Raw genomic sequence first — 21,655 nt, 5'->3', positions numbered from 1 at the left:
AGCCGCCGAAGTACGAGCTCGGCACCCCATCGCTCGTGAGAGAGCAATCCAGTCCTGCCGTGGAGGGCTCACCCGTGCGCATCCCGATCCGTTGCACCGTCGTCGCCGCTCTGGTCGCGCTCGTGGGAGGACTCGTCGCGGGTCCCGCCGCGGGCTCGACGTCCGACGAGGCTGCGCCCGACGCCGGCGCGACCGTGACCTGGACCGTGCAGCCCGCGACCGCCGACGGTCCCGACGGGCGCATCTCGCTGCGGCACGTGCTCGACCCCGGTGCGTCGGTCACCGATCACGTCGCGATCACCAACTTCAGTGAGCGCTCCGCGACCTTCGCCGTGTACGCCGGAGACGGGGTCGTGTCCGACTCGGGTCACTTCGACCTCCCGCCCGGCGACAGCTCTGCGCAGGACGGCGGCGCGTGGCTCACGCTGGGTGACGTCCCCGGCGCCGAGCGCGTCGACGACGGCACCCTGCGCCTCACGCTCGACCCCGGCGCGGCCGTCACCGTCCCGTTGGCGATCACCGTCCCCGCGGACGCGACGCCGGGCGACCACCCCGCGGGCGTCGTCGCCGAGCTCGTCTCCGGCGACACGGTGCGGCTCGCCGCGCGCGTCGGGACGCGCCTGCACCTGCGCGTCACCGGCGACGTCGTGGCGTCGCTCGCACCCCAGGACGTCACGACGCGCTGGGAGCCGTCGTGGAACCCGTTCGCGCCCGGGACCGTCCACGTGCGGTACCGGGTCGCCAACACGGGCGACGTCCGGCTCGCCGCACGGGCCGCGACGACGCTCGCGGGGCCGTTCGGTGCGGGTGCGGCCGAGCACGCCGTCGACGTCCGCGAGGTGCTGCCCGGGCAGTCGGCGCTCGTCGAGGCCGAGCTCGAGGTGTGGCCCGTCGTCCGCGTCGCCGGGCACGTCGACGCCCGGCCCTGGGTGGTCGGCGAGGACGTCGTCGACGCCGCCCTGCGCACGGGGTCGGCCCAGGTCGCCGTGTGGGTGGTGCCGTGGTCGCAGCTCGCGCTGCTGGTCCTCGTCGTGGGCGGTGTGCTCGGGGTCCGCTGGGGGCGCCGCCGGTCGGCCCGACGGGTGCAGGCCCGCATCGACGCGGCGCTGGCCGAGGCGGGGGTGGCACGCGAGCCCGCGTCCACGACGCAACCGTGAGCCCGCGGGACGCCGCCCTGGGCGCAGGCGTCCCGGCTCACCTCAGGCGTCGCGCGGACCGGTGACGTCCCGCACGACGAGCTCGATGGTCGCGGCGTCGCGCAGGACCCGCTGGTGCCCGAGCCCGTCGGTCGTGACCAGGGTCGCCGTCGGCCACGCCGTCGCGACGCGCTCACCGACCGCGAACGGCGTCTCCTTGTCGCGCCGGTCGTGCACGACGAGCGTCTGCGGCAGCTGCCCGTCCGCCCCGAGCGGCGCCAGGTCGAAGTCGCTGAGGGAGCGTCCGGCGAACTCCTCGAGCGCCGCACGCAGCTGCCGCTGGACGCGCACGGGGAGCCGCAGCGTGCGGGCGAAGTCCGCGAGGATGTCGGCGAAGTCGTGGTTGGGCGCGACGAGCACGAGCCGGTCGGCCCGCAGGGTCCCGGCGCGCAGCACCATCGACGCGGCGGTCGTCCCCATCGAGTGCGCGACGACCGCGGCCGCGTCGCCGAAGCGCGCACCGACGACCTCGAACGCCTCCATGACCTCGACCAGCGTCCCGCGCCGCGGGCCGAGCACGCTCGGGTCGGAGTCCCCGTGGCCCGGCGCGTCGAACGCCACGACCCGGTGACCGGCGTCGACGAGCGGCGCGACGAACGCGCCGAGCTGCCCGCGCCAGCCGCCCCAGCCGTGCACGAGGTAGACGACCGGTCCCTCGCCCCACGACTCGGCGACGACCCGGCCGCCCCGGGGCGCGGTGAGCTCGACGACCTCACCCGCGGACGGGCGGTCGTCCTTGCGACGCCCGGACCCGCCGGGCAGCGTGCACCACAGCGCGAACGCCTCGGCACCGGCGGCGCGCGGCGCGACGACGCCCAGGACGCGCAGGCGTCCGCGGACGTAGGCGAGGCGTGAGCGCGCGACGAGCCGGCGGCCCCGGGAGGCACGCGCCGTCGCGGCGGTCGCGTGGGTGCGGGCGGTGCCGGTGGCGGAGGCGTCGACGGCGCTCATGCGGCGACCTGCTCTCGGGTGCGGTGGAGGCGGGAGGTCATGCGGGTGCGGCGGCCGTGGACGGCGGCTCCGCGCGGGCCGCGGCGAGCAGGCGCTCGATCGCGGTGCGCGCCCGCTGCTCGGCCGCGGGATCACCGAGCAGCCGGTGCCCGTGGTACATCGCGAGCATCACGCCGTGCAGGTCGGTCGCGAACTGTGCGGTGTCGGTGTCGGGCCGGAGCCGGCCGTCGGTGACGCCGCCGGCGACCATCCGCGCGATGCTTCGCGCGAGCTCGTGGTGCTGCTCGCGCAGGCGGTCGCGCACGGGCCCGTCCTGCTCGTCGAGCTCGGTGCTGGCCTTGACGAACAGGCACCCGCCGGGCTGCCGCTCCACGCCGCACCTGATCCACAGGTCGGCGAGCGCGCGCACGCGGGCCTCGCCGCGCGGGGCGCGCAGCGCGGGCCGGACCACCCTGCTCGCGAACTCCTCGGCAGCCGCGTCGAGCACCGCGAGCTGGAGCGCCTGCTTGGAGCCGAAGTGCGCGTACATGCCGCTCTTCGACATCCCGACCTCGTCGGCGAGCCCGCCGATCGTGAGCCCGCCGAGGCCCACGCGGCACGCGAGCTCGACGCCGCGTGCCAGCACGGCGGCACGCGTCCGGCGGCCCTTGGGCAGCGCGGTGGCGACCATCCGGCGAGATTAGCACGATCGTGCCGAAAAATAGGGACGATCGTGCGGAAACCCCCCGCTCTCAGGCCCTCAGGACCCCGGCCCCACGGTCGACATGAAGATCGAGAACGCGATGCCCACGAGCGGCAGCAGCAGCCCGAAGCGCCACCAGATGTTCACGTCCGTCCGACCCTCCGGGTCGAGCGCCCGCCCCTCCTCGTCCGTGATCGGCTGCTGCGCCCAGCCCGCCTCGGTGGCCGTCGCCAGCAGGTAGCCCTTGGGCCACGAGAAGCGGAACAGCCAGAAGAGGTGGAAGTGGCTCCAGATGCGCACGAGGGCGCGTCCGGGGTCGAGGTCGGCGGTCATGGGCCGGCGGCCCCAGCCGAAGAAGATCACGTGGCGTCCTGACGCTCGGAGCGGTGGGTCGCCCGCAGCCTAGGGCCGGCCGTGCCGCGGCGACCGTCGCCGGTCGCGTGTCGTCCCCTCCTCGCCCGCGTCCTACGACGAGGCCCGGGAGGACGCCCTGTGGTGCTTCGCCGAGGAGGTCTGGGCGGCGACGGCCGACACGGCACCTCTGCCACCTGCGTGAAGGCCGCTGGTGGAGGCGCCGGGACCGCGGTGCCGGATCGCGCTCTCACCACAGGGGGTGCGACCTCACCCCCCGCGCGTGGGAGGGCGATCCCGCACGCGTCAGAAGTCGAAGAGTTCCTCGAGCCACGACTCCTTCTTCTTGCGCTTGCGGCCGTCGTGGCCGCGGTCGTACCCGCGGTCGTCCCGCCCGCTGTCGTAGCGCGGCCGGTCGTAGCCGGGTGCGCCGTACCCGGGCGTGCCGTACCCGCGCGGCTCGGGCGTGCCGTACACCGGCCCGGCCGCCCCGGGCACGGCCCGCGGGTCCACCGCCGGTGCCACCGTGGCGGCGCGGTCGATGATCTTGTCGAGCTCACCTCGGTCCAGCCAGATCCCGCGGCACACGGGGCAGTAGTCGATCTCGACGCCCTGGCGCTCGGTCATCACGAGCTGGGCCTGGTCCACGGGGCACTGCATGGTGCGGTCCTTCCGTCGGCGGTCGGCAGCATGAACCTACGCGAGCCACGCGACTCGACGCTGCGGACGGGCGTCAGGCGGCCACGGACTCGGCGGCAGGCCGGGACTCGCGCAGCGCCGCGGTGGCGACGGCGGTGGCGACGAGGAGGAAGACGCCCACGACGACGGCCGCGGCGGACCTGCCGACGTGCTCGTAGACCACGGTACCCACCAGCGGCCCCACGAAGAGCCCGAGGTCCCCGGTCGCCCGGTACACGCCCATGCGCCGGCCCAGCGCGCCCGGCCTCGACCGGTCGCCGATGACCGTGCCGGCGATCGCCACGCCGGACGAGGCGAGCGAGAAGACCGCCGTCACGACGAACCACAGCGGGACGGTCAGCGGCAGCGCCACGACCAGGGCCGACACCCCGAGCAGCGCCATGCTCGGCACGAGCGCCGCCTTGCGCGAGACCCGGTCCGCGATGAACCCGCAGACGTTGGCGCCGACGATCCGTGTGAGGCCACCGAGCCCCACCCCCAGACCGATGAGCTCGACGGACAGGCCGAGCTCGTCCTCCGCGAACAGCGGCAGCAGCGTGAAGGGCAGCGCCCCCATCCCGAAGAACACGGCGAACGCCACGCCCGAGACGACCGCGAGCTCGACCTTCGTCATGTCCGGGCGGGTCGCGTCGACGTCCGACGTCCGCCGCGCCCCCGGGGCCCCCGGGCGGGCGACGAGGGGACCTGCGACCTTCCACGCGACGAGCGCCACCGTCACCCCGAGCAGCAGGGCCAGGGCGGCGCTGATCGAGTGCGTCGCGCGCCACGACAGCGCGCCGGCGGCCAGCCCTGCCAGCGCGGGACCGATCATCTGCCCGGTCATGAGGCTCGTCGAGTACAGCGCCATGGCGGCTCCCCGCCGCCCGGGCGCCGCGCGCCGGGTCAGCGTCGTCATCGCCGTGGTGCTCATGAGCGCGGAGGAGACGCCCATGAGGGCGACGCACACCAGGAGCACCGGGTAGGAGGCCGTGAGGGCGACCCCGAGCGCGCCGATCGCCATGACGGCGGCGGCGAGCCCGACGAGCTGGGCGACCGGCCGGGAGTCGGCGAGCCGTCCGGCGGGCACGTTGGTCAGGACGCGTCCCAGGGCGAAGACGGCGGTGATGAACCCGATGCTCGACGCCGACAGCTCCAGGTCCGCACCCATGCCGGGCAGCAGGGGCGTCCGCATGAACCCGATGCCCGTGATCGTGAAGAGGGTGACCACGAGGAGGACGGTCGTGGAGTCCCGACGGCGGCGGGGCGTCGCGGCCCCGGCGTCGGTGTCGGCTTCGGCAAGGCGGGCCATTCTCAGCAGTGCTCGTTCCTCCGGTCGTGCGGGACCGGTGTCGGGGACCTGGCGGGGGTCCGGCTCAGGTGTGGGCGGACCCGGCGGCCGCCGGTGCCCCGAGCAGCGACGGCCGGATGCCGTCGTCGGTGACCAGGTGGCAGGCCACGTGGGCGACGCCGTCGACGGTCGACACGGGCCGCAGCGGCGGCGCCGAGGTGGTGCACAGGTCCGTCGCGAGCGGGCAGCGCGGGTGGAAGGCGCAGCCGCTCGGGGGGTGGATCGGGCTGGGGAGCTCGCCCGACAGCAGGACCCGTCGCCGGGTGCGCTGCACCTCGGGGTCCGGGATCGGCGCGGCGGACAGCAGCGCCTCGGTGTACGGGTGGAGCGGTCGGCGGAACAGGGCGTCCGACTCGGTGACCTCGATGATCTTGCCGAGGTACATGACCGCGACCCGGTCGGCGAGGTACTCCACCGACGACAGGTCGTGGCTGATGAACAGGCACGCGAACCCGAGGTCGCGCTGCAGGTCGGCGATCACGTTGAGGACCGAGGCCTGCACCGACACGTCGAGGGCGGACGTCGGCTCGTCCGCGACGAGCAGGGTCGGCCCGGGGGCGAGCGCACGCGCCAGGCTGACGCGCTGCCGCTGCCCGCCGGACAGCTCGTGGGGGTGGCGCCCGGCGACGTGCGAGGGCAGGCCGACGAGGTCGAGCAGCTCGAGCACCCGTGCCCGGGTGGCGTTCCGGGGGACGACGTCGTAGACGCGCAGCGGCTCGGCGACGGCCTGGCCGACCGTCATCCGGGGGTTGATCGAGGAGCCGGGGTCCTGGAAGACGATGTTGAACGACCGCCGCAGCGGCCGCAGCCGCCGCCGCGACATCTCGGAGACGGCGACGCCGTCGACGAGGACGCGACCGGACGTGGGACGCGCGAGGGCGACGGCCATCTTCCCCACGGTCGACTTGCCGCTGCCGGACTCGCCCACGAGGCCGACGATCTCCCCCGCGCCGACCGTGAGGCTGACGCCGTCGACGCTGCGGACGACGCCGCCGGGCACCTGGTAGTGCTTCGTCACGTCCTGGAGCTGCAGCGCCGGTGGCCGTGCCGCGGTCGCTGCCGGAGTGTCCTGCGGGTCGGGGACGGTGGTCACCGTGCACCTCCGGCGGTGAGCTGGGTCGGGGCGAGGTCGGCGTGCCAGCACGCGGCGACGTGGCCCGGGGCGCCGACGCCTGCGGGCTCGGGCCGCGCGGCCTCGCACTGCGCCGACGCGAGCGGGCAGCGGTCCGCGAAGGTGCACGCGTCGGGCGAGCTGCGCAGCACCGGCACGGTGCCGGGGATGCCCACGAGACGGTGCCGGCTCGCCCGCTGCCCCGGTGCTGGCACCGCTGCGAGCAGCCCGCGCGTGTAGGGGTGGGTGGGCCGGCGGAACAGCGTGTCGACCGGCGCCTCCTCGACCCGGCGGCCGGCGTACATGACGACCACCCGGTCGGCGATGTCCGCGACGACGCCCATGTCGTGGGTGATGATGAGGATCGCGGTGCCGAGCCTGTCGCGCAGGTCCTTCAGCGTCTCGATGATCCCGGCCTGGACCGTGACGTCGAGCGCCGTCGTCGGCTCGTCGGCGATGAGCAGCCGCGGTCCGCACGCGATCGCGATCGCGATCATGACCCGCTGGCGCATGCCCCCGGACAGCTGGTGCGGGTACGCGGCCAGCCGCGTGCGCGCGGCGGGGATGCCCACGAGGTCCAGCAGCTCCACGGCCCGGTCGGTCGCGGCGGCCCTCGACATCCGCAGGTGGCGCCGCAGCACCTCGGTGATCTGGGTGCCCACGGTGAGCAGCGGGTTCAGCGCCGTCATGGGGTCCTGGAAGATGTAGCCCACCTCGCGGCCGCGCACGGCGCGCAGTCGCCGCTCGGGCACGGCGAGCAGGTCCTCCCCCTGGAACCTCACCTCGCCGCTGACGCGGGCGGAGTCGGGCTGCAGACCGAGCAGGGACAGGACGCCGACGCTCTTGCCGCAGCCGGACTCCCCGACGATCGCGAGGATCTCGCCCGCGTCGACGCCGTAGGACAGCCCGTCGACCGCGACGACCGGCCCGGACTCGGTGCCGAAGGTGACCCGCAGGTCGCGTACGTCGAGGACACTCACCGGCGCCGTCCTTTCGGGTCCAGGGCGTCGCGCAGCGCGTCGCCCACGAGGTTGAGGGCCAGGGTGATGGCGATGACGGCGATGCCGGGGAAGAGGGCCATCCACCAGCCCGTCGCGAGGAACGCCTGGGCGTTGGAGAGCATCGTCCCCAGCGACGGCTCCGGCGGCCGGATGCCGAGGCCGAGGAACGACAGGGTCGCCTCCCCGATGACGGCGGTCGGGATGGAGACCGTGATCTGCACGAGCAGCGCGCTCATCGCGTTGGGCAGGATGTGGACCCACAGCACCCGGGTGTCCGACACCCCCGAGGCGACGGCGGAGGACACGAACTCCATCCCGCGCAGGCGCATGACCTCGGAGCGCACGACCCGCACGAACGCCGGGACCGCGGTGACTGCCAGGGCGATGGTCACGTTGGTGGCCGACGGGCCGAGCACCGCGGCCAGGCCGACCGCGAGGATGAGCGTCGGGAAGGCGAGCAGCACGTCGACGGCCCGGGAGATCAGCGGGTCGATCCGCCGGTAGTAGCCGGCCGCGAGGCCGAGCGGCACACCGACCGCGGTCGCGAGGACCACGGACAGCAGACCGATCTGGATCGACGCGGCGATCCCGTGCAGGACCCGGGAGAGCTGGTCCCGCCCGAGCTCGTCGGTGCCGAGCAGGTGCTCGCCGGACGGCGGGCGCAGCACCTGGTCGAACGCCGTCGCGACCGGGTCCGCCGGTGAGATGACCGGTGCGAGCAGGCCGAGGCCGACCATGAGGACGGTGACGGTGAGGCCCACCACGCCGCCGGGGGTGCGCAGCGTGCGCCGCAGCACCCCGACGCGACGCGGGTCGCGACGTTCCCGGACGCGCCGGGGGCTCTCGACGGCTCCCCCGGTCGGCGGGACCGCGGGGCTGGTCGTGTCGGTCGCCATCAGCTCTCGCCTGCCTTCACACGGATGCGGGGGTCGATCACCGAGTACAGGACGTCGGTCGCGAGGTTGATGAGCACGTACCCGGCCGCGACCACGAGGACGACGCCCTGGATCATCGGGTAGTCGCGCGTGAAGATCGCGTCGAGCGTGAGCTTGCCCAGGCCGGGGAGGACGAAGACCTGCTCGGTCACCACCGCGCCGGAGATCATGGCCCCGAGCTGCAGGCCGATGACCGTGACGACGACGATGAGGCTGTTGCGGACCCCGTGGCGGACGACGACCGTGCGCCAGCTCAGGCCCTTCGCCTTGGCCGTGCGGATGTAGTCGGCGCTCAGCGACTCGAGCATCGCCGAGCGGGTCTGCCGCATGATCACCGCCGCGAGCGAGGTGCCGAGCACGGCCGCCGGCAGGATCATCCGGCGCAGGTTCTCCACCGGGTCCTCCGCGAACGGCACGTAGCCGGACGCGGGCAGCACCGGGAAGACCACGCTCAGCAGCAGGACGGCCATGAGGCCGAGCCAGAAGTTGGGCACGGAGAGCCCGAGCAGCGCCGCGGCGTTGACGACCATCTCCGACGGCTTGCCCTGCCGCAGGGCCGCGACCACGCCCAGGGCCAGCCCGATCAGCGCCGCGACGAGGACCGACAGCGCGGCCAGCTCGAGGGTCACGGGCAGCGCCCGGGCGATCGAGTCGACGACGGGTGTGCCCGTGCTGCTCGACCGGCCCAGGTCGCCCTGGACCAGCCGACCGATGTACTCCACGAACTGGACCGGCAGGGGCCGGTCCAGCCCGTGGAGCGCACGGACCGCGTCCGCGTTCTCCAGCGACCCCTCCTGCCCGGCCAGCGCCACCGCGGCGTCGCCGGGCAGGGCGCGGACGCCGAGGAACACCACGACGACCGCGAGGAACAGGGTGAGCACGGCCTGCCCGCCCTTGTGGATCAGCTGCCTGAGCATGGGACGCGTCCTGTCCTTCGACTACTCGGCGACGTAGCCGGCGTAGGTCGGCACGGCCGTGCCGTTGGCCCGCATGGTCACGCCCGTGACGTCGGTGCGGACACCGAGCAGGTTGGCCGGACGGACGAGGAAGACGTGCACCGACTCCTCCTGGAGGAGCTCGTGCAGCTCCTCGTAGGCGGCGATGCGCGCGTCCACGTCGGCACCGGACCGGCCGGTCTCGATGAGCTCGTCGGCGCGCGCGTCGGAGAACCGGCTCAGGCTGCGCGGGCTCGTGCTCTTGGCGTAGAGGCTGACGTTCGCGTCGGGGTCCACACGACCGGACCAGGAGTTGATGTAGACCTCGAAGTCGCCCTTGTTGCCGCGCTCGACCGTGGCCGTGGACTCGGCGATGTCGAGGACGACCTCGAACCCGACCTCGGCGGCCATCGACTGGATCATCTCGCCGATGCGGCGGGTCTCCGGCTGCTGGTTGAGCATGACGCCCACCTGGAGCGGCAGGTCGACACCGGTCGACTCGAGCAGGTCACGCGCGGCGTCCGGGTCGTACGGCAGGCAGGACTGGGTCGCGTCGGTCGCGAGCGGGCTCGACGGGGCCATGAAGCCGCAGGCCGGCGCGAACTGGCCGTTGTAGACGACCTGGTTGATCGCGTCACGGTCGATGCTCATCGCCAGCGCCCGGCGCACGCGCGGGTCAGAGGCGAGCGGGGTGTCGATGACGCCTCTCTCGCCGCCGACGTTGGCGACGTTGATCTCGAGGTTGACGTACCCCAGGCCCTCGGAGGACTGGACCTCGACGGCCGTGTCGGACTCGAGCGTCGCGATGTCGGTCGTCGCGACGCGCTCGATCACCTGGAGCTCACCGGCCCGCAGGTTCGTCGCCCGCACGTTCGAGTCGGTGATGACGCGGTAGACGACCTTGTCGAGCAGGACGTTCTCGGCGTCGTAGTAGTTCGTGTCCTTGACCAGGGTGACGCTGTCCTGCGGGATGCGGCTGTCGAACGCGAAGGGGCCGACGCAGACGGGCGCCTCGGAGAACGCCTCACCCTGCTCCGCCACGGCCGTCGGGGACACGACGGTGCCGGCGCGGTCGGTGAAGATGACGTCGAAGGCACCCGGTGCGATGGGCGCCGAGAGGACGACGTCGACCGTGTGCTCGTCGACGACCTCGACCGCGGTCACGGCCTCGAGCTCGTTCGTGCGCTGCGAGCCCTCGGTATTCTTGTGGCGCTCGATCGAGAACTTCACGGCCTCGGCGTCGAACGGCGTGCCGTCGGCGAACAGCACCCCCTCGCGCAGCTTGATCGTGGCGACGGTGGCGTCCTCGTTGAACGTCGGCGCCTCGGCCGCGAGCTGCGGGACGACCTTGCCGTCGGCCGTCGTGTTGAAGAGCTGCTCGCACATCGCGTTGTAGACCGAGACGGAGGTGAGCGTCGCGGCGAACGTCGGGTCGAGGTTGCCCGGCTCACCGGTGATGCCGATGCTCAGCGTGCCGCCGGCCTGGGCCGCGGCGGCGGCGCTGGGGGTCGCGGCCGACTCGGCCTCGGTGGTGCCGCCACCGCAGGCGGTCAGGAGGAGGAGACCGGCGGCCGCGCCGGCGACGGCGCGCAGCCGTGGCGCCGACGTGGCGGTCCTGGTCGGGGAGAGGGGGGAGGTCATGGTGAGCTCCAGTCGGGTCGGACGACGGGTGGGGGACGACGGGTCGAGCGGTAGGTCAGCTGGGGACGTCGAGTGCGCCGGAGTCCCACACGACCTCGCCGCCGAGCAGGGTCAGCTCGGACGTGAGGGTGTGGATCTGGTCCACCGGCATCGTGAAGTAGTCGTCCGAGAGCACGGCGAGGTCCGCCTGCATGCCCGGCACCAGCGGGCCGCGCACGTCCTCCTCGTGGGTGAACCACGCGGCCGCGGCCGAGTAGCCGCGCAGCGCCTCCTCGCGCGAGAGCAGGTGCCGGTCGTCGAGGGTGCGCGTGCCCCGCACCGTCAGCCCGGTCAGGAACCACTCGAGGCTGCTGAAGGGGTTGTAGGAGGCCACGCGCATCGCGTCGGACCCGAGGGCGATCGGCACGCCCGCGTCCCACAGGTCCCGCATCTCCGGCGACCGTGCGACGCGCTCGGCGCCCCACACGGCGATCGCGCCCTCGCCGTTGAGCCGCAGCAGGCTCTGGAAGAGCACGCCGGCACCGAGCCGCTTGAGGCGCTCGATGTCCTCGACGTAGGTGGACTCGGCGTGGACGAAGCCCCACCGCAGGTCCCGGATGGAGTGGATCGCGTCGATCTCCTCCCACAGGTCGAGCAGCTTGAGGAAGAACTCGCGCTGGTGGACGTGGATCTGCACCGTCCAGCCCTTGGCGGCGCACTCGAGCAGCACGTCCCGGGTCTCCTGCATCGCCTCGACGCCGTAGTCGGCGGGCTCGGCGATGCGGTCGTGCGTGCGGTACATGAGCACCTCGCCGATGCCCGAGAAGCGCAGCAGGTCGTCACCGAGGCGCGGGGTGTTGAAGCGCATGTAGCCGGCGTAGTCCTCGGCCTCGGTGCCCTGGCGCGTGGCGTGCTTGAACAGGCGCACCCGGGTCGTGAGCAGACCGCGGCGCCACGCCTCGTAGACCGGGCCGTACGCCTCGGGGCCGGTGTTGACACCGCCGCCGTCGACGGCGCCGGTCATCCCCAGGCGGGCGAACTCGCGCGACAGGGCGGCCGTCGAGGCGACCTGCTCCTCGAAGTCCGGCGCCGGCAGCCGCCGGTAGAACCACGTCATGAGGGGCAGCCCCGCGGCGCGACCGGTCAGGGCGCCGTCGGCGTCCCGCTCGAACCCGCCGGGCGCCGGCGAGCCGGCGACGGCGGCCTCGTCGATGCCGAGCTCCTCCCAGCCGCGGCTGTTGAGCACCGCGTAGGTGTACTGCATCTGGACGTAGACCGGGTTCTCGGGGCAGGCCCGGTCGAGCTCGTCCCGGGTCGGACCACGGCCCTGGCGGAACTGCGCCTCGTCCCAGCCGCCGATGACGCGGATCCACGCGCCGGGGCCGACGGCCTGCGCACGGGCGGTGAGCGCGGCGAGCCCGTCCTCGAGGTCGTACACGTCCTCCCAGCGGACCTCGTCGTTCCACGTGCGACCGGCCCGGACGAAGTGGACGTGCGAGTCGACGAGACCGGGGACGACGCGCGCGCCGTCGAGGCGGATCCGGCGTGTCGCCGACGAGGCGAGCGCCTCGATCTCCGCGTCACCACCGATGGCGAGGACCTTCCCGTCGCGGACGGCGAGGGCGGTCACCTCACCCGGGACCGCCGGGTCCGTGCTGAGGGTGGTGATGCGACCCCCCGTGAGGATGAGGTCGGCGTCGGGCTTCGACATCGTCAGATCTCCAGTCTTTGCACACGTGTGCGGTGCCGAGACCGTAGATGGCTGTCCGTACCGTGAGCAACGGCGTCTCAGGATTTCGTCGGACGACCCGGGAGATCGTTACCTGCGCGAAACACTCCGGCGCTCAGGGAGCAACCCGCTCCACGGGTCCCGTCGACTCCCTGACCTGCAGCGACACAGGCAGCAGCAGGGTGGACCCGGCCTCCGCCCGGCCGTCGATCTGCGCGAGGAGCATGTGGGCCGCCTGTCGCCCGATCTCGTGGTGCGGGACGCGCACGGAGGTCAGGGGTGGCCACAGCTTGTCGACGAAGGGCATGTCGTTGAACCCGACGATGCTCACGTGTTCAGGGCAACTGATCCCGCGACGACGCATCGCGTCGTAGCAGCCGACCGCGATGAGGTCGTTGCCGGCGAACACGGCGGTGAACTGCTCGCCCGACTCGACGAGCTCCGCGAACGCGCGCTCGCCCTCCCCCACGCGGAACGCCTTCGCCGTGCGGACCAGCCGGTCGTCGGGCTCGATGCCGTGCTCGGTCAGCGCGGTGCGGAACGCCGCCGCACGGGCCGCGCCCGTGGACGTGTCGAGCGGGCCCGAGATGTGCGCGATGCGGCGGTGACCCAGGGCGACGAGGTGCTCCACCGCGGCCGCCACACCTGCGGCGTCGTCGCTGGTCACGCTGGAGATACCCGCGCCGCGGGCGCGCCGGTTCGCCAGCACGACGGGCAGACCGCTGTCGACGAGCGCCTCGATCTGCGGCGTGTGGAGCCGCGCGGAGGCGACGACGAGACCGTCGACCTTCCGGGTGGCGAGGACCTCGAGCTGCAGCCGCTCCCGCTCGGGGTCGTCGTCGGTGTTGACCACCAGAGCGACGTAGCGCGGCATGACGACGTCCTCCACCCCGCGCACGACCTGGCCCATGATGGGCGTGGCCAGGTCGGGCACCACGACGCCGATCGTCATCGAGGTGTTGTTCTTCAGGCCGCGCGCGAGGGCGTCCGGCACGTAGCCCAGCCGCGCCGCCGCCGCACGGATGCGCGCGGCGGTCTCGCCCTTGACCAGCTGCGCCGTCGCCGGGTTGAGCGCCCTGCTGACCGTCGTGTGGTGGACACCCGCCTCACGGGCGACGTCACGGATGGTCGCCCGCATCCACTCTCCTGACTCGGACCGCCCGCGTCGTCGCGCCGGGAGCCGACGATCAGCGCGCGAGCACCTCGCGGACAGGTGAAGGACCCGCCAGGGGATAGGTATAGGAGCATCCGCGTCAGTTGTCCACCCCTGCTGCACACGTGTGCGGCAATTCGGTCACGCAGGCCGGACCCGATGGTCGCGGCTCAGGCGGGGAAGATCGACGAGACCACGACCGTGAGCGCGGTGCCAGCCGTGAGCCGTAGAGCGTCGGGGTGGTGCCGGGGGCGCCGCGCGGGTCCGGGGTCGCGCTGATCCTCGAACGCGACGGCCGTCCGGCGTCGCGTCAGCCGACCCGGCCCGCCGGTGGCGCGACCCGGGCGGCGAGGCCCATCGCGTCGAACGGGGCGCGGACCTTCACGTCGTTGTCGAAGTACACGTACACGTCCCGCGGGCGGTCGGCGGCCGGCGGTGTCAGCCGCGGACCGTCCGGCGGCGGTGCGCCCGTCGACCAGGCGCGCACCTTCGCCGCCCACGCGTCGAGCGCGTCGTCGTCGTACCCCGACACGTAGAGCTCGCTGTGCCCGTGCAGGCGGACGTAGACGACGTCGCTGGTCAGGTCCTCGAGATGCGGCCAGCGGCCGGCGGTGTCGGCGACGACGAGGCCGACGTCGTGCGCGCGCAGGAGCTCGGGGAACGCGGGGTCGCGATACGTGTCGTGGCGGACCTCGAGCACGTGTCGCAGCGGTCGGTCGGTCTCGACGGTCGTCAGTGCCCGGCCCTCGGCGACCTTGTCGTCGTGACGGGCGGCGAGCTCGGCGGCGGCGGCCGTCGAACGGGGCAGCAGGTCGAAGAAGCGTGCGAGGCGGTCGGGGTCGAACCCCAGGTTCGGGGGCAGCTGCCACAGCACGGGTCCGGTGCGGTCCTCGAGCGCCAGGACGCCCGAGGCGAAGAAGTTCGCCAACGGCGTCTCGACGCCGGCCAGCTTCTTCATGTGCGTGACGAAGCGCGGGCCCTTGACCGCGAACACGAAGCCGTCGGGGGTGTCCGCGCGCCACGCGCGGTAGCTGTCGGGGCGCTGCAGCGAGTAGAAGGACCCGTTGATCTCGACGGACCCGAGCTGCTGCGCGGCGTACTCCAGCTCGCGCCGCTGCGGCAGGCCCCGCGGGTAGAACACCCCTCGCCAGGGTGCGTACCGCCACCCGGAGATGCCGATGCGCACCTGCCCGGGCCCGTCCATGCGAGCGACTCTAGGAGCGGCCCGCCGCCCTCACTCGTCGAGAGGGCGAAGTGGTCACCTCCGCGGGCCTCCTCGGCGGCACGTGGTCACCTGTTCGACCAGTCCCGAGCGAGGGGCAGCAGGCGAGCCCACGCGTACGGTGGGCGGCGGCGCCCAATTGCTCACCTCGCCTCGCGCGCTCCGCGGCGAGTCGTGACGATGGGGGCATGACCCCGACCAGCCGAGACCTCCCGCACGTCCCCGGCCCGACGGGAGCGCACCCGTGACCGCCGGCCTCGTCGTCCTCGGCGCGACCGGAGACCTCACCGCCCGCTACATCCTGCCCGGGCTCGCGCGGGTCGAGTCGAAGGTGGACGGCGGCCTGCGGCTCGTCGGGGTCGCGAACGACGACCTCGACGACGACGGGTTCCGTGCCCTCGTCCACGAGAAGGTCGCCTACCACGCGGACGGCGAGCCGGACGCGGACGTCACGGCGCTGGTCGAGCGGGTCGTCTGGGTGCACGGCGACGTCACCGACCCGCAGACGCTGCGCGCCGCGATCGCGGCGTGCGAGGTGCAGGGCGCGGACCCTCTCGTGCTGTACCTCGCGCTGCCGCACGTGCTGTTCCTGCCGGTGGTGCGCGCGCTGGCGGACATCGACCTGCCCGACGGGCTGCGGATGGTCGTCGAGAAGCCGTTCGGGGAGGACCTGGCCGGGGCCGTCGAGCTCAACGCGGCGCTGGGCGAGCTGCTCCCGGAGGACAAGATCTTCCGCGTCGACCACTTCCTCGCCAAGCAGACGGTGCTCAACCTGCTGGGCCTGCGGTTCGCCAACCGCGTCCTCGAGCCCCTGTGGAGCAGCACCCACGTCGCCTCCGTCGACATCGTCTTCGACGAGAAGGTCGACGCGCAGGCTCGCGCCTCCTACTACGACCGGTCCGGCGCGCTGCGCGACATGGTGCAGAACCACCTCCTGCAGCTGCTGACGTACGTCGCGATGGAGCCGCCGACGTCGGTCGCACCCGAGGACCTCGCGTCGCGCAAGGTCGACGTGCTGCGGGCCGTGCGCACACCGGACCACGAGTCCGTCGCCCGGTGGACGCGCCGCGCCCGGTACGTCGCCGGCGAGGTCGACGGGCGCCCGGTCGACGCGTACGCCGACGCGCCGGGCGTCGACCCGGACCGCGAGGTCGAGACGTACGCCGAGGTCACGCTCTTCGTCGACACGTGGCGGTGGTCCGGCGTGCCGTTCCGGCTGCGCACCGGCAAGGCGCTGTCCGCGAGCCGCCGGGAGATCGTCGTGCGGTTCCGTGAGGTGCCGCTGCGGGTGTTCGACGGCGCCGCTCCGACCCGCAACGAGCTGCGCCTGCAGCTCGACCCCGACCGGATGTCCCTGCACCTCAACGTCAACGGGATCGGCGACCCGTTCGCGCTGGAGAAGGTCGTCCTCGACACCGAGCTCGCCCGCCAGGACCCCACGCCGTACGGGCAGCTGCTGCTCGCCGTCATCGACGGTGACACCCGCCTGTCGGCCCGCGCCGCCGAGGCCGAGGAGGGCTGGCGCATCGTCGAGCCGATCCTCGACGCGTGGGCCGCGGGCGTCGCGCCCCTCGAGGAGTACCCGGCGGGCAGCGACGGGCCACGCAGGCGCGCGGGTTAGGCTGCCCGGGTTCCGGACAGAGGGAGGGACCGTGCGCGATCGCGCCAGGCGGACCCGAGCGACCGCGGTCGTCGTGGTGGCCGCCCTCGTCGGCACCACGCTCCTCGGGGCACTGGCCGTGTTCGGTGGCGGCGGCTCGTCCGTCGTCGACATCCCGGTGCAGGGCCCGTGGACGGTGCTCGTGGCGGGCGACCTGAGGACGGTCTCGGTGTGCGCGGAGGACCCGATGGTCGTCGACGCCTACGTCGGTGCCGACGAGCCGGGCGCCGGCGGCGGGCTGGTCCTCGCCGTCGACGCGGACGTGGCCGACGTCGAGCGCGTCGTGCGGTGCGTCGCGCAGGGCATCGACGCCGAGCGCATCACCGTGGTGACCTCACCGAACGAGGACCCCGCCGCCTGACCGCACCCGCGGCCGTGGCGTCACAGCCCGCGCTGCCACGCCACGATCCGGTCCGCCGCCTCCGCGACGACCTGCGGGGACGACGCGAACGACAGCCGCACCCAGCTGCCCCCGCCGACGGGGTCGAAGTCCGTGCCCGGCGTGATCGCCACGCCGGCCTCGTCGAGCAGGCGCGCGCAGTAGGTCACCGCGTCCAGGCCCGTCACCGACACGTCGCCGTAGAGGTAGAACGCCCCGTCCGCGGGCGCGACGGGGTCCCAGCCGAGGTCCGGCAGGCGGTCGAGCAGGAGCCGGCGGGAGTCCGCGTACCGCTCGACGTTGGCGCGTGCGGCCGCCATGCCGTCGGCACTGAACGCCGCGACGCCCGCGTGCTGCGCGAGCGCCGGCGGGCACAGCGCGACGTTGCCCGCGAGCGCGTCGACGGGCGCGACCAGGTCGTCGGGCAGGACCAGCCAGCCGAGGCGCCAGCCCGTCATGGCCCAGTACTTGGAGAACGAGTTCACGACGACGGCACCCGTGCCGAGGTACTGCGCCGCGGTGGCGGTCGCGGGGGTCGTTCCGGCCGCGTCGGCGTACGTGATGCCGTGGTAGATCTCGTCGCTGACGAGACGCACGCCGTGCTCGCCGCACCACGCGGCGAGGGCCGCGAGCTCGTCCGGCTCGATCATCGTGCCCGTCGGGTTGGCGGGCGACGCGATCACGAGGCCCTCGACCGGCTCGTCCAGCGCCTCGAGCTGCGCGACGGTCGGCTGGTAGCGCTGCTCGGGCCCGCACGGCAGGTCGACGACCTCGCAGCCCAGCGCCGTCAGGATGTTCGCGTAGGCCGGGTACCCGGGCCGCGCCAGGGCCACGCGGTCGCCGACGTCGAACGCCGCGAGGAACGCGAGCATGAACCCGCCGGACGAGCCGGTGGTCACCGCGACGCGCCGCGCGTCCACGTCGACGCCGTACGTGTCGCCGTAGTGCGCCGCGATCGCCGCGCGCAGGCCCGGCGCTCCCAGGGCCTCGGTGTACCCGAGGTCGCCCGACGTCAGCAGCTCGATCGCCCGCTGCCGCACGACGTCCGACGCCCCCGTCGACGGCTCGCCCGCGCACAGGCTGAGCACGTGCTCCCCCGCGGCGCGGCGCGCGTTGGCGGCGGCCAGGATCTCCATGACGGCGAACGGCGGTACGTGCGCGCGGGCGGCGACCTTCATGGGGTCAGTCTGCCGCGGGGGACGCAGGGACGTCCGGACGCCGTCGAGGCGATCACCGAGAAATGTCGGCACTCACCGAGTTTCTCGGTGGTCAGGACCGGACGACCGCCGCGACGGCGCGCCGTCGACCGCCGGGGCCGGGCCGCGTCATCCGACCGGGACGAGCGGCCGTCGCGCGACCGTCAGCACGTGCGTGTCCGGCCAGTCGACCGGCGCGCCCGTGACCGGGTCGCGCAGCGCCGCGCCGACGCTCAGCCGGTGCTCGACCAGCCAGTCGTTGCGCCACGGGCCGCTGCCGGGCTCGAGCTCGAACCCGACGCCCGTCAGCAGGTCCGTCCAGTCGTCGCCGGTCAGGTCGCAGAACCGCTCGTGGCACTCCGAGAGCCAGGAGTCCGTGTAGTCGCGCGTGCACAGGTACTCCATGGCGGTGCGCAGCGTCGTGCGCGCGACGCTGCGGTCCGCCCCGCGCTCGACCCACTCGACCTTCACCTCGGCGCCGGACAGCGCCGGGAAGTCCTGCGCGAACTGCACGAGCCGCGCGGCGGGCGACAGCCCGGCGACGTGCGCGGCGGCCTGCGCGCGCTCCAGCCCCGACAGGTCGCGGGCCGGCACGTCCGCGTCGCCGTCGAGCACCAGGTCGACGACCCGCTCGGGGTCCGCCGGGCCCAGCACGTCGGAGTTGATCCACACCCCGCCGGGGCGCGTGTGCTCGAAGACGCGCCGGGCCAGCAGCTCGAGGTCGGCGCGCCCGTCCCCGTAGCTCGCGATCTCGTGGGTCAGCGCGATCGTCGTCGTGGTGTCGACGGACCGCTCCGGGAAGACCGGGCCGAGCAGCAGGTTGCGCTGCGCGAAGAACACGTTGGGGTTGGCGAACACGCCCTGCGCCCGGCGGTGCTCCGCCTCGGCGACGAGGTGCCGGGACACGTCGACGCCGTACAGGTCGGACTCCGCGAGCCGCGGGTCCCGGGCCGCGCGCTCCAGCAGCCCGCCGGCCGCGCACCCGAGGTCGACGATCCGCCCGGGCCGCACGTGCGGGGCGACCTGCTCCCACTTGCGGTCCGACGCGTCGTCGAACGCGGCGGTGTACGTGGCGTAGTCGCGGGTCTCGGTGAGGTCCCCGTCGTCCTGCACGGTCGGGTCGGTGTGGACGAGCCGCACGTGCGCGTCGAGCCGGTACCGCTCGTAGAACGCGACGGCGTCCGGGTGGGCGACGGTGCGCCACGCGTCGTCACCGGCGACCATCCGCTCGAGGACGTCCCACGGCCGGGCCGGGTCGCCCGGCGCGCCGGCCTCGGCCGTCGCGATGCGGTAGCCCTCGGCCGCGTACATCGCCGCGACCTCGGGCGTCGAGCACGCGACGACGGTGTCGTGCGGTGCGAGCGCCTCGCCCAGCACCAGCTCGGACGTGGCCAGGACGGTGTGCGCGAACCGAGGGCTCGGCGGCACGTCGGCCACGGGGACGACGAGCGACGCCAGACCCGCGCGCGTGGTCACCGCCTCGATCATGGCCTCGCGGCGGTGCGCCGGCACGGGGTTGCGGCGCGTGCCGCTGTGCGACGCGGACGTCAGCGCCCACACGACCCGCGCGTCGGGCGCGCAGGTCACGGGCTCGCCGTCGGCGTCGCGGACGCGGCCCGCGAGCAGGTCGGTCAGGTACGCGACCTGGAAGGCGGTCACCAGGTGGTGGCGGCCGGGGAACAGGACGTGGCGGATCAGGGCGGGCACAGCGAGCACCGTGCCACACGTCGGCGCGATCCCCCGTCTCCTGCGCGGGTGAGGTGCGCGGGGTGGTGGTGTCAGTCGGTTGCGCCCTCGCGGTAGGCGAGCGCCTCGCGGACGTGCGCGATGATGCCGTCGGCGGCGGCCTCGACCTCGGCGAGCGTGGTCTCGAAGCCCTCCTCCGGGCCGTACCAGGGGTCGTCGACGTCCAGCACGCTGTCGGGCTGCCCGGGCTCGGACGGCGCCGCAGGGTCGAAGCTGCGGTACATGCGGATCCGGGACGTCGCGGCGGGGTCCCCGCCCGCCAGGCGGCGCAGCGAGCGCGCGTGCGTGGCGGTCATCGGCAGCACGAGGTCTCGCTCGAGGAGGTGCTCCGGCCGGACCTGGCGGGCACGGTGGCCCTCACCCGTGGGGTAGCCGTGGCGGCGCAGGACGGACCTTGCACGCCAGTCGACGGGGTTGCCGGCCTCCTCGTCGCTGATGCCGGTCGAGTCGACCTCGACCACGTCGGCGAGGCCCGCGTCGGCCAGCCGGCGCCGGAGCACGATCTCGGCCATGGGCGACCGACAGATGTTGCCGGTGCAGACGGTCATCACGCGGTAAGGACGAGGCACCGCTACATCCTCGCAGGTCACGCCCTTCTCGTTACCATTCCGTGATGATGATCACCACGGCGTGGGCCCGGGTTCACCCGTCCGTGTGGAGGTCGGCCGCCGCCGGGTATGCCCGGCTACAGTGACCGCGTGCCGACGACGACGCGCAGCGCGACCGTCCTGGTCGTCGCATGCGCCGTCGTGCTCCTGCTGCCCGCGTGCCGGCCCACGGCAGACCCGGCCACCGCCTCCCCGCCCGCCGGCACACCGGGCGCCACGGCTTCCGCCGCCGACACCGCGCCACCCGCGGCGCCCCACGCGACGGCCTCCCTCGCCACCGAGGACGCCGCACCGTCGCCGACGGCCACCCCGAGCCCCGCCGCGGGCACGTCGGCCCCGGACGTCACGCCCACACCCGGACCCGGCGTGACGACCGCACCGCGCACCGTGACGCTCCCGACGCCCGGGGCGCGGTTCGAGTACCAGCTCGGCGGTGCCGACGAGCCCTCCGAGGACACCGCCGTCGTCGTCCGGGACTCGACCGCGACACCCACGGGCCGCTACGACGTCTGCTACGTCAACGGCTTCCAGACCCAGCCCTCCCAGACCGAGCGGCTGCTCCGCGCCGAGCCGGCGCTCGTGCTGCACCACGCCGGCGAGCCCGTGCGGGACGACGGCTGGCCCGACGAGGTCCTCTACGACCTCACCACCCCCGAGCTGCGGGCCCGGGTCGCCGAGCGCGTCGGGCACGTGATCGACGCGTGCGGCGCCGCCGGGTTCGACGCCGTCGAGGTCGACAACCTCGACTCCTACACGCGCTCGCTCGGCCGCATCACGCCCGCCGACACGCTCGCGTACACGGCGCTTCTCGTCGAGCGGGCGCACGCGGCCGGCCTGGCCTTCGCGCAGAAGAACACGGCCGAGCTGACGACGCAGGTCAGGGCGCTCGGGGCCGACCTCGTCGTCGCCGAGGAGTGCCGCGAGTGGCAGGAGTGCCACGTGTACACGGCCGCGTACCCGGTGGTGCTCGACGTCGAGTACGACCGTGCGGCGTTCGACGCCGCGTGCGCCGAGCAGTCGTCCCCCGCGACGCGCGCGGCGGGGCTCTCGGTGGTCCTGCGCGACCGCGACGTCGCCCCGCGCGGCGCACCGGAGGCCGTCCACGAGGCCTGCTGACGGCGCACCCGACGGGCCGAGCAGCCGCCCGTCCGCGC

20 protein-coding genes are annotated in these 21,655 nt (G+C 74.0%); 4 read left to right on the top strand and 16 right to left on the bottom strand.

Translation table 11 applies throughout. The features are described 5' to 3' along the window. The first annotated feature begins 59 nt into the window (after window positions 1-59). The gene (locus tag KKR89_RS00400; protein ID WP_208196747.1) at window positions 60-1,157 is read left to right on the top strand and encodes a COG1470 family protein; all 1,098 of its coding nucleotides are present in this window, start codon (window positions 60-62) and stop codon (window positions 1,155-1,157) included. Window positions 1,158-1,199: 42 nt separating this feature from the next. Here the strand turns inward: KKR89_RS00400 and KKR89_RS00395 are convergent, their stop codons facing one another. The 13 genes from KKR89_RS00395 to KKR89_RS00335 all read right to left on the bottom strand — a co-directional run bounded on the left by KKR89_RS00395 (window position 1,200) and on the right by KKR89_RS00335 (window position 14,894). Continuing rightward, complete coding sequence (locus KKR89_RS00395; protein WP_208196746.1) at window positions 1,200-2,147, bottom strand: alpha/beta fold hydrolase; 948 nt, start codon at window positions 2,145-2,147, stop codon at window positions 1,200-1,202. Window positions 2,148-2,184: 37 nt separating this feature from the next. After that, on the bottom strand, window positions 2,185-2,817 hold the full coding sequence (locus KKR89_RS00390) for a TetR/AcrR family transcriptional regulator (protein ID WP_208196745.1): 633 nt from the start codon (window positions 2,815-2,817) through the stop codon (window positions 2,185-2,187). Between the two features lie 69 nt (window positions 2,818-2,886). Next, window positions 2,887-3,192: a hypothetical protein gene (locus KKR89_RS00385; protein WP_208196744.1), complete on the bottom strand. Its 306-nt coding sequence runs from the start codon at window positions 3,190-3,192 to the stop codon at window positions 2,887-2,889. A gap of 294 nt (window positions 3,193-3,486) precedes the next feature. Beyond that, complete coding sequence (locus KKR89_RS00380; RefSeq protein ID WP_208196743.1) at window positions 3,487-3,840, bottom strand: TFIIB-type zinc ribbon-containing protein; 354 nt, start codon at window positions 3,838-3,840, stop codon at window positions 3,487-3,489. Between the two features lie 73 nt (window positions 3,841-3,913). Continuing rightward, window positions 3,914-5,086, bottom strand: a complete 1,173-nt coding sequence (locus KKR89_RS00375) for an MFS transporter (RefSeq protein WP_208196742.1) — start codon at window positions 5,084-5,086, stop codon at window positions 3,914-3,916. 145 nt (window positions 5,087-5,231) lie between these two features. Beyond that, window positions 5,232-6,299: an ABC transporter ATP-binding protein gene (locus KKR89_RS00370; protein ID WP_208196741.1), complete on the bottom strand. Its 1,068-nt coding sequence runs from the start codon at window positions 6,297-6,299 to the stop codon at window positions 5,232-5,234. Further along, entirely contained in the window at window positions 6,296-7,297 is a 1,002-nt protein-coding gene (locus KKR89_RS00365; RefSeq protein ID WP_208196740.1) for an ABC transporter ATP-binding protein, read from the bottom strand. Before KKR89_RS00365 ends, KKR89_RS00370 begins: the two co-directional genes overlap by 4 nt. After that, a complete protein-coding gene (locus KKR89_RS00360; RefSeq protein WP_208196739.1) occupies window positions 7,294-8,214 on the bottom strand; it encodes an ABC transporter permease in 921 nt (306 codons plus the stop codon). Before KKR89_RS00360 ends, KKR89_RS00365 begins: the two co-directional genes overlap by 4 nt. Further along, window positions 8,214-9,170: an ABC transporter permease gene (locus KKR89_RS00355; protein ID WP_208196738.1), complete on the bottom strand. Its 957-nt coding sequence runs from the start codon at window positions 9,168-9,170 to the stop codon at window positions 8,214-8,216. Before KKR89_RS00355 ends, KKR89_RS00360 begins: the two co-directional genes overlap by 1 nt. 21 nt (window positions 9,171-9,191) lie before the next feature. Continuing rightward, window positions 9,192-10,829 carry an ABC transporter substrate-binding protein gene (locus KKR89_RS00350; RefSeq protein ID WP_208196737.1) on the bottom strand — a complete coding sequence of 546 codons (1,638 nt, stop codon included), beginning with the start codon at window positions 10,827-10,829 and terminating at the stop codon, window positions 9,192-9,194. Window positions 10,830-10,884: 55 nt separating this feature from the next. Then, window positions 10,885-12,519 (bottom strand): amidohydrolase, encoded by a 1,635-nt coding sequence (locus KKR89_RS00345; RefSeq protein ID WP_208196736.1) that lies wholly within the window; start codon window positions 12,517-12,519, stop codon window positions 10,885-10,887. A 133-nt stretch (window positions 12,520-12,652) separates the two neighbouring features. Continuing rightward, window positions 12,653-13,675, bottom strand: coding sequence for a LacI family DNA-binding transcriptional regulator (locus KKR89_RS00340; RefSeq protein WP_208196735.1), 1,023 nt, complete (start codon window positions 13,673-13,675; stop codon window positions 12,653-12,655). Window positions 13,676-14,000: 325 nt separating this feature from the next. Continuing rightward, entirely contained in the window at window positions 14,001-14,894 is an 894-nt protein-coding gene (locus tag KKR89_RS00335) for a DUF72 domain-containing protein (RefSeq protein WP_208196734.1), read from the bottom strand. Window positions 14,895-15,156: 262 nt separating this feature from the next. Between KKR89_RS00335 and KKR89_RS00330 the strand changes: the two genes are divergently transcribed. Together KKR89_RS00330 and KKR89_RS00325 are read left to right on the top strand one after the other, a co-directional pair. Further along, the gene (locus KKR89_RS00330; RefSeq protein ID WP_208196733.1) at window positions 15,157-16,533 is read left to right on the top strand and encodes a glucose-6-phosphate dehydrogenase; all 1,377 of its coding nucleotides are present in this window, start codon (window positions 15,157-15,159) and stop codon (window positions 16,531-16,533) included. 31 nt (window positions 16,534-16,564) lie between these two features. Continuing rightward, on the top strand, window positions 16,565-16,933 hold the full coding sequence (locus KKR89_RS00325; RefSeq protein ID WP_208196732.1) for a hypothetical protein: 369 nt from the start codon (window positions 16,565-16,567) through the stop codon (window positions 16,931-16,933). A gap of 20 nt (window positions 16,934-16,953) precedes the next feature. On the opposite strand, the gene KKR89_RS00320 is transcribed toward KKR89_RS00325, so the two are convergent. From KKR89_RS00320 to KKR89_RS00310, 3 genes are all read right to left on the bottom strand, one after another. After that, a complete protein-coding gene (locus KKR89_RS00320) occupies window positions 16,954-18,129 on the bottom strand; it encodes an aminotransferase class I/II-fold pyridoxal phosphate-dependent enzyme (RefSeq protein WP_208196731.1) in 1,176 nt (391 codons plus the stop codon). 147 nt (window positions 18,130-18,276) lie between these two features. Continuing rightward, a complete protein-coding gene (locus KKR89_RS00315) occupies window positions 18,277-19,854 on the bottom strand; it encodes a class I SAM-dependent methyltransferase (RefSeq protein WP_251140952.1) in 1,578 nt (525 codons plus the stop codon). 71 nt (window positions 19,855-19,925) lie between these two features. Then, window positions 19,926-20,441, bottom strand: a complete 516-nt coding sequence (locus KKR89_RS00310) for a low molecular weight protein-tyrosine-phosphatase (RefSeq protein ID WP_208197266.1) — start codon at window positions 20,439-20,441, stop codon at window positions 19,926-19,928. A 150-nt stretch (window positions 20,442-20,591) separates the two neighbouring features. On the opposite strand from KKR89_RS00310, the gene KKR89_RS00305 reads away from it, so the two are divergent. Then, window positions 20,592-21,617, top strand: coding sequence for an endo alpha-1,4 polygalactosaminidase (locus KKR89_RS00305; protein ID WP_208196729.1), 1,026 nt, complete (start codon window positions 20,592-20,594; stop codon window positions 21,615-21,617). The last annotated feature ends 38 nt before the right edge of the window (window positions 21,618-21,655 follow it).

It is taken from the genome of Cellulomonas dongxiuzhuiae (genome assembly GCF_018623035.1).
Taxonomy (GTDB): Bacteria; Actinomycetota; Actinomycetes; order Actinomycetales; family Cellulomonadaceae; genus Cellulomonas; species Cellulomonas dongxiuzhuiae.
The sequence above is the reverse complement of the archived record's forward strand: the minus strand, read 5'-3'. Positions and strand labels throughout refer to the sequence as shown.